The organism is Streptomyces sp. NPDC053673 (assembly GCF_055585225.1).
In genome coordinates, this window is sequence record NZ_JBVJKN010000001.1 from 439,670 (window position 1) to 451,609 (window position 11,940).

General features: G+C 70.6%; 11 protein-coding genes and 2 pseudogenes. 8 read left to right on the forward strand and 5 right to left on the reverse strand.

All coding sequences use genetic code 11. The features are described 5' to 3' along the window. Window positions 1–8 precede the first annotated feature (8 nt). A pseudogene (locus ACZ6ZQ_RS01920) lies at window positions 9–220 on the forward strand (DJ-1/PfpI family protein); the annotation flags it as partial. Between the two features lie 22 nt (window positions 221–242). On the opposite strand, the gene ACZ6ZQ_RS01925 reads toward ACZ6ZQ_RS01920, so the two are convergent. Further along, window positions 243–1,013 carry an enoyl-CoA hydratase/isomerase family protein gene (locus ACZ6ZQ_RS01925; RefSeq protein ID WP_469766586.1) on the reverse strand — a complete coding sequence of 257 codons (771 nt, stop codon included), beginning with the start codon at window positions 1,011–1,013 and terminating at the stop codon, window positions 243–245. A 65-nt stretch (window positions 1,014–1,078) separates the two neighbouring features. Between ACZ6ZQ_RS01925 and ACZ6ZQ_RS01930 the strand changes: the two genes are divergently transcribed. Both ACZ6ZQ_RS01930 and ACZ6ZQ_RS01935 read left to right on the forward strand, forming a co-directional pair. Next, complete coding sequence (locus ACZ6ZQ_RS01930) at window positions 1,079–1,690, forward strand: HdeD family acid-resistance protein (protein ID WP_469766587.1); 612 nt, start codon at window positions 1,079–1,081, stop codon at window positions 1,688–1,690. A 136-nt stretch (window positions 1,691–1,826) separates the two neighbouring features. After that, on the forward strand, window positions 1,827–2,297 hold the full coding sequence (locus tag ACZ6ZQ_RS01935; RefSeq protein ID WP_469766588.1) for an ATP-binding protein: 471 nt from the start codon (window positions 1,827–1,829) through the stop codon (window positions 2,295–2,297). Window positions 2,298–2,337: 40 nt separating this feature from the next. Here ACZ6ZQ_RS01935 and idi read toward each other — a convergent pair whose 3' ends face one another. From idi to galE, 4 genes and pseudogenes are all read right to left on the reverse strand, one after another. After that, on the reverse strand, window positions 2,338–2,931 hold the full coding sequence (gene idi / locus ACZ6ZQ_RS01940) for an isopentenyl-diphosphate Delta-isomerase (protein WP_469766589.1): 594 nt from the start codon (window positions 2,929–2,931) through the stop codon (window positions 2,338–2,340). A gap of 137 nt (window positions 2,932–3,068) precedes the next feature. Then, window positions 3,069–4,048, reverse strand: a pseudogene (locus ACZ6ZQ_RS01945) (class I SAM-dependent methyltransferase). A gap of 186 nt (window positions 4,049–4,234) precedes the next feature. Then, entirely contained in the window at window positions 4,235–5,173 is a 939-nt protein-coding gene (locus ACZ6ZQ_RS01950) for a cation diffusion facilitator family transporter (RefSeq protein WP_469766590.1), read from the reverse strand. Window positions 5,174–5,316: 143 nt separating this feature from the next. Continuing rightward, window positions 5,317–6,300, reverse strand: a complete 984-nt coding sequence (gene galE, locus ACZ6ZQ_RS01955; protein WP_469766591.1) for a UDP-glucose 4-epimerase GalE — start codon at window positions 6,298–6,300, stop codon at window positions 5,317–5,319. A gap of 436 nt (window positions 6,301–6,736) precedes the next feature. Here galE and ACZ6ZQ_RS01960 point away from each other — a divergent pair, with 436 nt between their 5' ends. Genes ACZ6ZQ_RS01960 through ACZ6ZQ_RS01980 form a run of 5 tightly spaced genes read left to right on the forward strand, consistent with a single transcriptional unit; the run spans window position 6,737 to window position 11,932 of the window. After that, on the forward strand, window positions 6,737–8,491 hold the full coding sequence (locus ACZ6ZQ_RS01960) for a DUF5941 domain-containing protein (RefSeq protein WP_469766810.1): 1,755 nt from the start codon (window positions 6,737–6,739) through the stop codon (window positions 8,489–8,491). Further along, on the forward strand, window positions 8,488–9,240 hold the full coding sequence (locus ACZ6ZQ_RS01965) for a phosphocholine cytidylyltransferase family protein (protein ID WP_469766592.1): 753 nt from the start codon (window positions 8,488–8,490) through the stop codon (window positions 9,238–9,240). Before ACZ6ZQ_RS01960 ends, ACZ6ZQ_RS01965 begins: the two co-directional genes overlap by 4 nt. After that, entirely contained in the window at window positions 9,228–10,289 is a 1,062-nt protein-coding gene (locus tag ACZ6ZQ_RS01970) for an iron-containing alcohol dehydrogenase family protein (protein WP_469766593.1), read from the forward strand. The genes ACZ6ZQ_RS01965 and ACZ6ZQ_RS01970 overlap by 13 nt, the downstream gene beginning before the upstream one ends. Further along, window positions 10,267–11,046: a CDP-alcohol phosphatidyltransferase family protein gene (locus ACZ6ZQ_RS01975; RefSeq protein WP_469766594.1), complete on the forward strand. Its 780-nt coding sequence runs from the start codon at window positions 10,267–10,269 to the stop codon at window positions 11,044–11,046. Before ACZ6ZQ_RS01970 ends, ACZ6ZQ_RS01975 begins: the two co-directional genes overlap by 23 nt. A gap of 13 nt (window positions 11,047–11,059) precedes the next feature. Beyond that, a complete protein-coding gene (locus ACZ6ZQ_RS01980) occupies window positions 11,060–11,932 on the forward strand; it encodes a glycosyltransferase family 2 protein (protein WP_469766811.1) in 873 nt (290 codons plus the stop codon). Window positions 11,933–11,940: the final 8 nt, after the last annotated feature.

The window sequence follows — 11,940 nt, forward strand, 5'->3', positions numbered from 1 at the left end:
TGACTGACATGCAGATCGCCGTCCTGCTCCACGACGAGTTCACCAGCCTCGATGCCGTCGGCCCGTACGAACTGCTCAGCCGGATGCCCGGTGCCGAGACGGCCCTCGTCGCCGAGAAAGCGGCTCCGTACGCAACGACCAGGGCAACCTGGCCCTCGTGGCCGACCGCACCCTCGCCGAAGTGACGGCCCCGGACATGACGCCGGGCCGACGACACCGTCCGGGCCGGCGGCCAGTGACCCTCACACGCTCCAGGTGAAGCGCGGCGGCCTGCGCTCCAGGAAGGCGGCGACCCCCTCCGCGGTGTCGCCGCCGGCGCGTGCCTGCTCCGCCCAGTACGCGTCCCGGTCGCTGCGGCCGGACGCGAACTCCTTCGCCGCGGCCTGCGTCAGCTGTGAGCGGGACGTCAGCACGCGCGTGAACTCGGCGACCCGCTTGCCCAGTTCGCCCTCCGGCAGCACCTCGTCCACCAGCCCGGTCCGCAGCGCGCGCTCGGTGCCGATCAACTCCCCGGAGAACAGCAGGTACTTCGCGGTCGCCGGCCCCACCAGGGACACCAGCCGCCGGGTCGAGGACGCCGGGTACACGATCCCCAGCTTCGCCGGGGTGATCCCGAAGGAGGCTCCCTCCTCGGCGAACCGCAGATCGCAGGCCGCGGCCAGCTGGCAGCCGCCGCCCACGCAGTACCCGCGCACCGCCGCCAGGGTCGGCTTGGGAAAGGCCGCGAGCGCCTCCTCGGCCTGTACGGCCAGACTCTGCGGCTCCTCCCCGGTGCCCGCCCGTTCGCGCAGCGAGGAGATGTCGGCACCGGCGCAGAACGTGCTCCCGGCGCCGGTCAGCACCAGCGCCCGTACCTCCGGGTCATGCGCCAGCCCCTCCAGCAGGACGGGCAGCGACCGCCACATCTCGGCCGTCATCGCGTTGCGCTTGGCGGAGTGACTGATGACGACGGTGGCGACCCCGTCCACGACGGTGTGCTGCACATGCGGGTCAATGCGGTCCATGCGGTCCATGCGCCGGATGCTATCCGTCCCGCCGGTACTTAAGATCAAGAAGGGGGTGCGACGAGGAGGCACTCATGACCGGTCCCACCCACGAGAGCAGGAAGCTCCGCCGGAGCTTCGGCTGGCTGGCTGCGCTCGGCGTCGTTCTCGTGCTCGCCGGACTCGTCGGACTCGTCTACGTCGGCGTCGCGACCCTGACCTCGATGCTGCTCTTCGGCTGGCTGCTGCTGATCGGCGGAATCGTCGGACTGCTCCACGCGATCGAGTCGCGCGGCACGAACTTCTTCTGGCTCGGCGTGGTGGTCGCCGCGCTCAACATCGCGGCCGGTGTGGTCGTCCTGCGGCACCCGGAGGGCAGTGCGGAGGCGCTGACCATGTTCGCCGCGCTGCTGTTCCTGACCGGTGGGCTGTTCCGGCTGGTGGGCAGCCTGGTGGTACGCGGTCCGCAGTTCGGCTGGACTCTGGTGCAGGGTGCGTTCGGACTGCTCCTCGGCATCCTTGTGCTCGCGAACTGGCCCGAGAGCAGCCGCTATGTGCTGGGGACCTTCTTCTCGCTGGCGCTGCTGTTCGACGGGCTCGGGCTGATCGCGATCGGCATCGGCGGCCGCAGGATCGTCGGTATGGTCGAGGACACCGCCGTGTCAGCGAAGCTGACAGAAGAAGATCAAGATCAGTCGAAGAACTGACGCTGTCATACCCACCCGGTCAGATTCTGTCGATAGGGGCTGACTTCTGTTCAGCAGCCCGGTCCGGACCAACACGTTCCCAACACTCGATACTCAACGGTTCCCAGCGATGTATCACGAGGGTGGGTGCGGGACTATGGAGAGCCCCGGGAGCGTCCCGGCCCGGCCACTGTCGTACGAAGGTGTCTGGCGGTTCACCGCACCCGCGCTCGATGTGTCGGTGCCGCAGGCCCGGCACGCCGTCCGCGATCTGATCCGCCGCCAGGGCGTGCCGGTCCACGACGACGTCCTGCAAGGACTCCTGCTGATCGTGTCCGAACTGGTCACGAACGCCGTACGGCACGCGGCTCTGCTGTCGCCCGAGGTCGCCGTCGAGGTGGCGATCGGGCCGGAGTGGATCCGGGTGGCTGTCGAGGACAACCACCCGTACCGGCCCAAGGCCCTGGAGAGCGACTCCGCCCAGACCGGCGGCCGCGGGCTGCTGCTCGTCAAGGAAGTCACCCGCGAAGCGGGCGGCGAGTGCGATGTGGAGCACACCGCGGGCGGCGGGAAGATCGTCTGGGCCGCACTGCCGCTCGCCCCCGTGAGCGGCGCGGCGTCGCTGTAGCCGGCGGAACCGGCTCCCGGGGGTGCGCCCCCGGTTGCGGTCACCAGCCGCCGGCGGGCCCCGTGAGCTCCTTGATCGCCGGGCGCGCCGCGTCCAGCACCGTCATGAACCACGCGGAGAAGGTGTCCCGTGCATGCCGTTCGGCCAGCTCGGCCGCGGTCACGAACGCCGTCTCCCCGACCTCCTGTGGGTCCGGGCGCAGCGGAGCCTGCACCATGCCCACGAAAAGGTGGTTGTACTCCTGCTCGACCAGGCCCGAGGCCGGGTCCGGGTGGTTGTAGCGGACCGTGCCCGCCTCGGCCATCAGCGACGGCGAGATGCCCAGCTCCTCGTGCGTACGGCGGGCGGCGGCGGTGAACGGCGCCTCACCCGGGTACGGGTGCCCGCAGCACGTGTTCGACCAGACATCGGGGGAGTGGTACTTCCCCGAGGCGCGGCGCTGGAGCAGCAGCCGCCCCTGCTCGTCGAAGAGGAACACGGAGAACGCCCGGTGCAGCCGCCCGGGTGCCTGATGGGCGGAGAGCTTCTCCGCGGTGCCGATGGTATTGCCGCTCTCGTCGACCAGTTCGAGCAAGATCGGCTGCTTGGTGCCGTTCGGCGAGCTGTTCGTCGCAGTGGCGGGTGTGGTCGGCATAGCCATCCTTCGCTTCGGTCCTCGGCCCAGCGGGGGCTCCCTCAGTCTGCCGTACAAAAGCGGCTTGTCCGCACTTCGCCGCCCTGGGCATGTCCGTGCCCCGCCGCGCGGGAGTGAGGCGGGGCACGGACGGAAGATCAGACTCCGAAAGCACCCGGGTAGTGGATCATGCCCTTCGGCAGAACCGTGGAACCGTCCTGGACCAGCGCCGTCACGGCCTCGTCGGGCATCCCGAACCCGGGCCGGATCCCCGGCCGGGAGCCCCTTCCCCCGTGGGGAACGCCCGCGGCGTCGACGGCATGCACGGCCGCGATGCCGGCGTCCGTCACCGGGGGTACCCCCCGGCGGAGCTCTGGGGGAGGGCCCGCCGGCGCGTGCCGGCCGGCCGCAGGACATAGCCGGCGTAGCCGTACTCCGCGCCGTGGTCGCGCCGCATGGCGATCTCGGCCCGGGTGGAAGCGAGCGCCGGCCCCATTCCGGGAGCCGTCGGATCGGCGGCGTCGGCCCGCTCAGCGAGCGGTCCGTAGTACTCCGCCCAGTCGCTCTCGGGCTGCCGGTACACGCCGAGGACGTGGTAGCCGGCCGCGACCGCGGCGGCTGCGTTCTCGGCCGGCGTGCGCAGCGTGCCGTGCTGGTCCCAGAAGTCGCGGGCTTCCGGGCTCGCATCGTCGCAGGTCCACTCGCACTCGGTGACGACGAGCGCGCCGCCGGGCGCGAGCAGCCGCCGCCAGCGGCGCAGGGCCGTGTCGAAACCGATCGAGTACGCCGAGCTCTCGGCCCAGACCAGGTCGAACGCCCCGTCCGGGTAGGGCAGTTCGCCCATGTCGGCGTTGACGGTACGGATCCGGTCGCCGAGCCCGCGGGCGCCGGCCGCGCGCCGTAGCTCGTCGAGGAACGGTTCGTGCAGATCCACGGCCGTCACGTCGGCTCCGGCCTCCGCGGCCAGCAGCAGCGCGGAACGGCCCGGGCCGCAGCCCAGATCGAGTACGCGTGGACGGGACGGCAGCCGGCCCGCGAGCGCCAGCAGCCGGCGAGTGGTGTCGTCGGAGCCGGGACCCTGCCGGGGCAGGCCGTGGTGAAGTGAGAAGAATGCGTCGTACTGGTCGTTGTCGGACAACGTGGGAAACCCTTTGAGTGAGCGGGCCCCGGCCGACGTACGGGATCAGGTCAGCGTACGGAATCAGGTCGACCGGGAGCCCGGAGGCCGATGACGGACCGGGCGCTGCGCACGGCAGCGACTTCTGCGACGGTCATCAACCCCAGCTCCTCTCAAGATCACGGCTTCGCACGAATGTAGCAGCCGTCAGTGACAGAAACCGGCCTCGTGCTCGGCATGGCCGGTGGGCTCCAGTTGGAACGTGCAGTGCTCGACATCGAAGTGCGACCCGAGGCAGCCCTGCAGATCGTGCAGCACCTTCTCGTGTCCGATCGCGTCCAGGAAGTCCTGCGCCACCACCACATGCGCCGAGAGCACCGGCATCCCGGAGGTGATCGTCCAGGCGTGCAGATCGTGGACGTCCTCGACGCCGGGCAGGGCCCGTATGTGCTCGCGCACCTCGGCCATGTCGACGCCCTTCGGTGCCGCCTCCAGCAGCACGTTCAGTGTCTCCCGCAGCAGCTTGACAGTGCGCGGCACGATCATCAGGCCGATGACCAGGGAGGCGATCGGGTCGGCCGCCTGCCAGCCGGTGGCCAGGATGATGCATGCCGAGACCAGGACGGTCACCGAACCGAGCGCGTCCGCCAGGACCTCCAGATACGCGCCGCGTACGTTGAGGCTCTCCTTCTGGCCCCGCATCAGCAGGGAAAGCGACACCATGTTCGCCACCAGGCCGACGAGGGCGAAGGCGATGGTGATGCCGCCCCTGGTCTCCACCGGGGTGATGAAACGCTGCACTGCCTCGTACAGCAGGAAGCCCCCGACCCCGAGCAACAGCAGACAGTTCGCGAGCGCGGCGAGGATCTCGGCCCGGGCGAAGCCGTACGTGCGACTGGCGTCGGCCGGACGGGCCGCGAAGTGGATCGCCATCAGGGCCATCGCCAGGCCGAGGCCGTCCGTGGCCATATGGGCGGCGTCGGCGATCAGGGCAAGCGAGTCCGCGACGATCCCGCCGACGATCTCCACGGTCATCACGCCCAGCGTGATGCCGAGGGCGATCCGCAACCGGCCCTTGTAGGCGGCGGTCGCGGTGCCCGTCGGCGGAGCGCCGTGCGTGTGTCCGTGGTCGTGCCCAGCCCCCATGAGGACGCCTCCCGGATCGTCTGGATGATCTGCCCGAATGGCCAGTCAACTACGGGTGGGGGGTATGGGGCAACACGAAGGTGAACACCGTTGTCATATGCTCTGACCTGCGGTTATGTACGCAGGTCAGAGCCTCGTGACGATCAGTGGGCGGCCGCCTCGGGATGCCGCAGCAGCCAGCCCTCCCACGCCGACTCGACCATCTCGCGCACCCCGCGCGAGGCCGTCCAGCCCAGCTCCTTGCCGATCCGGTCGACCGAGGCGACGGCCCGCGCGGCGTCCCCGGGCCGGCGCGGCCCGACAACCGCGGGCGTGGCGTGGCCGGTCACCTCGGCGACGAGCCCGGCGAGCTCGCGCACCGACACCCCTTCGCCCCGCCCGATGTTCACGGTCAGATCCCCGGCGCCGTTCTGGCCGGCCAGTCGGCGGGCCACCGTCAGATGCGCGTCGGCCAGATCGGCGACATGGATGTAGTCCCGGATGCAGGTGCCGTCCGGGGTGGGGTAGTCGTCGCCGAAGATCCGCGGGGCCTCACCGCGGCTGATCCGGTCGAAGAACATCGGGATGATGTTGAAGACCCCGGTGTCGGAGAGCTCCGGCCGGGCCGCGCCCGCGACGTTGAAGTACCGCAGACAGGCGGTGGCGATGCCATGCGCCCGTCCCGTCGCGCGCACCAGCCACTCGCCCGTGAGCTTTGTCTCGCCGTACGGATTGATCGGTACGGCGGGGGTGTCCTCCGTGATGAGGTCCACATCGGGCACCCCGTACACGGCGGCGGACGACGAGAAGAGGAACCGCTTCACCTCCGCGGCGGCGACGGCCTCCAGCAGCACGGTCAGTCCGTGCACGTTCTCCCGGTAGTAGTGCAGCGGCTGCTCGACGGACTCGCCGACCTGCTTCTTCGCCGCCAGATGCACGACTCCCGTGACCGCGTGCCCGGCGAGCGTACGGTCCAGCACCGCCCGGTCCAGCAGCGATCCGTGCACGAGCGGCACCCCCTCGGGCAGTCGCCCGGGAACTCCCGTCGACACGTCGTCGAGCACGACCACCCGCTCCCCGGCCCCCGCCATGGCATGCGCCACGTGCGCCCCGATGTACCCCGCTCCACCTGTGATCAGCCATGTCATGCCCGCCACCCTAGGCCCTGTCTTCCGGACCTTGCCGGGCTCGCGTGCACTGGCACGCACGCACGCTCGCGCGCACCGGACCTGCTCACTGATCCGGCCCGATCCGGAGGACAGGCTCTGGGCGCCGACCGCCGCGGTTTGTGGGGCGAGGCACTGATCGACAATGATGATCTCGCTCCGCACCCCGGCGGCCTTGCTGTGGCAGGGATGCCCAGCCGTAGCAGGAGGCCGCAGGGGTGAGCGGGAGTGTCGTCACCGGGAAACCTCGGTGAACTCGCGTTTCCGTTCATCCGATAGCCTCTGCCGACGTGCCGCCGCCCGGGTCCCGGGCCGAGCCGCCGTGCACATCCACCTGTTCAGCGCCAAGGAGTGAGTCCGTCTGTCGACCGCAATCCTCACCGGTCCGCCGGTACCCGGATCGCCGCTCGAAGGCGATCTGCGGTCGCTGGGCTTCGACGTACGCGTCGCCTCGGGAGCCGACGAGACCGCGGCGCTGCTCGCCGCGGCCCCGGCCGCCGAGCGCGTCGCCCTCGTCGACCCCCGCTTCGTCGGCCACGTCCATGCCCTCCGCCTCGGACTGACGGACCCCCGCTTCCCCGCCTCCGCGATCCCCGGCGCGGTCACGGCCCAGCCGGAGGCGCGCAGCGCGCTGCTGGCCGCGCTGGGCGCAGCCACCGGTACGCCCGTGCCGGCCGACGCGGTCGCCGAGTCGATCGATGCCGAAGGCGTCACGCCGCACCGGCCCGAGCTGGGGTCGCTCGTCGCGACCGTGCCCGGCGACGCCCAGGCCCGTGACGAGGCCCGGCAGGCCGTCGCCGCCGTCGATGACGAGGACGTACGGCTGCGCTCCGCCGTGAAGGCCCGCGACGGCTTCTTCACCACGTTCTTCATCAGCCCGTACTCGCGCTACATCGCCCGCTGGTGCGCGCGCCGCGGACTGACCCCCAACCAGGTCACCACCGCTTCGCTGATCACCGCTCTGATAGCGGCCGGCTGTGCCGCCACGGGTACCCGTGGCGGATACGTCGCCGCAGGCGTACTGCTCCTCTTCTCCTTCGTCCTGGACTGCACCGACGGGCAGCTCGCCCGCTACTCCCTGCAGTACTCGACGATGGGCGCCTGGCTCGACGCCACCTTCGACCGGGCCAAGGAGTACGCGTACTACGCAGGCCTCGCGCTCGGCGCATCCGCCGGAGGGGACGATGTCTGGGCTCTGGCCCTCGGCGCGATGGTGCTGCAGACCTGCCGCCACGTCGTGGACTTCTCCTTCAACGAGGCGAACCACGACGCGGTGTCCAACACGAGCCCCACCGCCGCCCTCTCCGACAAGCTCGACAGCGTCGGCTGGACGGTCTGGGTGCGCCGCATGATCGTGCTGCCGATCGGCGAGCGCTGGGCCATGATCGCCGTACTGACGGCCGTGGCCACGCCCCGCATCGTCTTCTACGCGCTGCTCATCGGCTGTGCCTTCGCCGCCACGTACACCACCGCGGGCCGGGTCCTGCGCTCGCTCACCCGCAAGGCTGGGGGCACCTCCCAGGCGAAGCTCTGGGGGAGGACCGACCGCGCCGCCCGGGCGCTCGCGGACCTCGCCGACTCCGGACCGCTCGCCGAGGGTTTCGCGGGAGCGTTCAAGGGCGTGGCCCGCAGGCTGCCGACGATCGCCCCCGTGGCGATCGCCGCGCTGGGCGCGGTCGCGGTCACCGCCACCGCCTGGCTCACGCCGTACGGCAGCCCCTGGCCGGTCGTCGCCGCCTTCGGTTACGCCCTGACCTCGGGCCTTGCCGTCGCCCGCCCCCTCAAGGGCTCCCTCGACTGGCTCGTGCCCCCGGTCTTCCGGGCCGCCGAATACGGAACGATCCTGCTGCTCGCCGTCCGGGCCGATGTGAACGGTGCCCTTCCAGCGGCTTTCGGGCTGGTGGCCGCGGTCGCCTACCATCACTACGACACGGTGTACCGCATCCGCGGCGGCACCGGCGCGCCCCCGCACTGGCTGGTCCGTGCGGTCGGCGGGCACGAGGGGCGGACCCTTGCGGTCGCACTGCTCGCCTCCTTGCTCGGCGCCCCGCAGTTCACGATCGCGCTGGCGGTCCTCGCGGTGGCCGTGGCACTCGTGGTGCTCGTGGAGTCCATCCGCTTCTGGGTGTCCTCCGGAGCACCCGCCGTACATGACGAAGGAGAACCCGCATGATCGGCCTCGTACTGGCAGCCGGTGCCGGACGGCGTCTGCGTCCCTACACCGACACGCTTCCGAAGGCCCTCGTGCCGGTAGGCCCTGAACAGGACGGGGCAGCCCTGTCGGTCCTCGACCTGACGCTGAAGAACTTCAGTGAGATCGGCCTCACCGAGGTCGCCGTCGTCGTCGGCTACCGCAAGGAAGCCGTGTACGCGCGCAAGGACGAGTTCGAGGCGACGTACGGCCTCAAGCTCACCCTCATCGACAACGACAAGGCCGAGGAGTGGAACAACGCCTACTCCCTGTGGTGCGCCCGTGACGTCCTCAAGCGGGGCGTGATCCTCGCCAACGGCGACACCGTCCACCCGGTCTCCGTCGAGAAGACGCTGCTCGCCGCCCGCGGCGAGGGCCGGCGGATCATCCTCGCCCTGGACGCGGTGAAGCACCTCGCCGACGAGGAGATGAAGGTGATCACCGCCGACGGCAAGGGCGTGCAGAAGATCACCAAGCTGATGGACCCGGCCACCGCCACCGGCGAGTACATCGGCGTCACCCTGATCGAGCCCGAAGCCGCCGAGGAGCTCGCCGACGCCCTGAAGGCCACCTTCGAGCGCGACCCCGACCTCTACTACGAGGACGGCTACCAGGAGCTCGTGAACCGCGGCTTCCGGATCGACGTGGCGCCGATCGGCGACGTGAAGTGGGTCGAGATCGACAATCACGACGACCTCGCCAAGGGCCGGGAGATCGCGTGCCAGTACTGACCCGGCTCATCCCGTCGCCGGTCGTCGTCGACATCCGCCCGGGCGCGCTGGACGACCTGGCCGGTCTCCTCGCCGACCAGCGGATCTCCAGCTCCGGCCGGCTCGCCTTCGCGATAAGCGGCGGCTCCGGCCAGGCGCTGCGCGAGCGGCTCGCCCCGGTCCTGTCGGGCGCCGACTGGTACGAGGTCGCCGACGGCACGATCGACTCCGCGGTCAAGCTCGCCGACGACATCAAGGGCAAGCGGTACGACGCGGTCGTCGGTCTGGGCGGCGGCAAGATCATCGACGTGACGAAGTACGCCGCGGCGCGCCTCGGCCTGCCCATGGTTGCCGTGGCCACGAACCTCGCACACGACGGGCTGTGCTCGCCGGTCGCGACGCTCGACAACGACAACGGTCGCGGTTCGTACGGCGTCCCCACGCCGATCGCCGTGGTCATCGATCTCGACGTCATCCGTGAGGCCCCGGTCCGGTTCGTCCGGGCCGGTATCGGCGACGCGATCTCCAACATCTCGGCCATCGCCGACTGGGAGCTGTCGCACCGCATCACCGGCGAGCCGGTCGACGGACTGGCCGCCGCGATGGCCCGTACCGCCGGCGAGTCCGTCCTGCGGCACCCCGGTGGCGTCGGCGACGACGGCTTCCTCACGGTGCTGGCCGAAGGGCTCGTCCTGACCGGTATCTCCATGTCGATCAGTGGCGACACCCGGCCCTCGTCCGGTGCCTGCCACGAGATCAGCCACGCCTTCGACCTGCTGTACCCCAAGCGCTGCGCGCTCCACGGCGAGCAGGTCGGAATGGGCGCCGCCTTCGCGATGCATCTGCGCGGCGCCCGCGAGGAGTCCGGGCTCTTCGCCGAAGTGCTCCGCAAGCACGGCCTGCCGGTGCTGCCCGAGGAGATCGGTTTCTCCGCGGACGAGTTCGTCAGGGCCGTGGAGTACGCGCCGCAGACCCGCCCCGGACGTTTCACCATCCTCGAGCACCTCGACCTGTCCACCGATCAGATCAGGGACGCGTACGCCGACCATGCCAAAACCATCCGTAGCTGAGCTCCGTCCGGTCGTTCACCCCGCGGGAGTGAAGGACCGGCGCAGCGGCGAGCACTGGGGCGGCCGCCTGTACATGCGCGAGATCTCCCTGCGCATCACCCGCGTCCTGGTCGGCACCAAGGTCACGCCGAACCAGCTGACCTACCTGATGACCCTGGCCGGCGTCCTGGCCTGCCCGGCCCTGCTGGTGCCGGGCATCTGGGGAGCCGTACTCGGCGTCGTGATGGTCCAGCTCTACCTGCTGCTGGACTGCGTGGACGGCGAGGTCGCCCGCTGGAAGAAGCAGTACTCCCTCTCCGGCGTCTACTTGGACCGGGTCGGTGCCTACCTGTGCGACGCGGCGGTCCTGGTCGGCTTCGGCCTGCGCGCCGCCGACCTGTGGGGCAGTGGGCAGATCGACTGGCTGTGGGCCTTCCTCGGCACCCTCGCGGCACTCGGCGCGATCCTGATCAAGGCCGAGACCGACCTGGTCGGCGTCGCCCGGCACCAGGCCGGGATGGAGCCGGTCAAGGAAGCGGCGGCCGAGCCGCGCTCGTCCGGTATGGCGCTCGCCCGCCGGGCCGCTGCCGCGCTGAAGTTCCACCGGCTGGTCCTCGGCATCGAGGCCTCCCTGCTCATCCTGGTGCTGGCGATCCTCGACCAGGTCCAGGGCGACCTGTTCTTCTCCCGCCTCGGCGTCGCGGTGCTGGCCGGTATCGCCATGCTGCAGACGGTGCTCCACCTGGTGTCCGTCCTCGCGTCCAGCAGGCTGAGGTGAGCGGATGAACACCATGAAGCTCGGCGCCGTCATCATCACCATGGGCAACCGGCCCGACGATCTGCGTGCACTGATCGACTCGGTCGCCAAGCAGGAGGGCGACCCGGTCGAGGTCGTCGTCGTCGGCAACGGCGCACCGGTCACCGGCCTCCCCGACGGAGTCCGCTCGGTGGACCTGCCGGACAATCTGGGCATCCCCGGCGGCCGCAACGTCGGCATCGAGGCCTTCGGCCCGTCCGGCACCGACGTCGACGTCCTCCTGTTCCTCGACGACGACGGTCTGCTGCCGAACTCGGACACCGCCGAACTGGTCCGCCGGGCGTTCTCGGAGGATCCCGGCCTCGGCATCGTCAGTTTCCGCATCGCCGACCCGGAGACCGGGCTCACCCAGCGGCGCCACGTCCCGCGGCTGCGGGCCTCCGACCCGATGCGCTCCTCGCGTGTGACGACCTTCCTCGGCGGTGCCAACGCGGTCCGTACGAAGGTCATCGCCCAGGTCGGCGGACTCCCGGACGAGTTCTTCTACGCGCACGAGGAGACCGATCTCGCCTGGCGTGCCCTGGACGCCGGCTGGATGATCGACTACCGCTCCGACATGGTGCTGTTCCACCCGACCATGCCGCCGTCGCGGCACGCGGTCTACCACCGCATGGTGGCCCGCAACCGGGTGTGGCTGGCACGCCGCAACCTCCCCGCGCCTCTGGTGCCGGTCTACCTCGGGGTGTGGATTCTCCTCACTCTCCTGAGGCGGCCCACCGTTCCGGCGCTCAAGGCCTGGTTCTCCGGATTCAAGGAGGGCTGGACCACTCCGTGCGGGCCCCGCCGCCCCATGAAGTGGCGTACGGTATGGCGGCTGACCCGACTGGGCCGACCGCCTGTCGTCTGACAGGCCAG

Bases quoted from the DNA above. Each gene is read 5' to 3' on its own strand.
- ACZ6ZQ_RS01980 (WP_469766811.1), top strand. From the start codon at position 11,060: ATGAAGCTCGGCGCCGTCATCATCACCATGGGCAACCGGCCCGACGAT.
- galE (WP_469766591.1), bottom strand. From the start codon at position 6,300: ATGACATGGCTGATCACAGGTGGAGCGGGGTACATCGGGGCGCACGTG.
- ACZ6ZQ_RS01925 (WP_469766586.1), bottom strand. From the start codon at position 1,013: ATGGACCGCATGGACCGCATTGACCCGCATGTGCAGCACACCGTCGTG.
- ACZ6ZQ_RS01950 (WP_469766590.1), bottom strand. From the start codon at position 5,173: ATGGGGGCTGGGCACGACCACGGACACACGCACGGCGCTCCGCCGACG.
- ACZ6ZQ_RS01935 (WP_469766588.1), top strand. From the start codon at position 1,827: ATGGAGAGCCCCGGGAGCGTCCCGGCCCGGCCACTGTCGTACGAAGGT.
- idi (WP_469766589.1), bottom strand. From the start codon at position 2,931: ATGCCGACCACACCCGCCACTGCGACGAACAGCTCGCCGAACGGCACC.
- ACZ6ZQ_RS01975 (WP_469766594.1), top strand. From the start codon at position 10,267: ATGCCAAAACCATCCGTAGCTGAGCTCCGTCCGGTCGTTCACCCCGCG.
- ACZ6ZQ_RS01965 (WP_469766592.1), top strand. From the start codon at position 8,488: ATGATCGGCCTCGTACTGGCAGCCGGTGCCGGACGGCGTCTGCGTCCC.
- ACZ6ZQ_RS01930 (WP_469766587.1), top strand. From the start codon at position 1,079: ATGACCGGTCCCACCCACGAGAGCAGGAAGCTCCGCCGGAGCTTCGGC.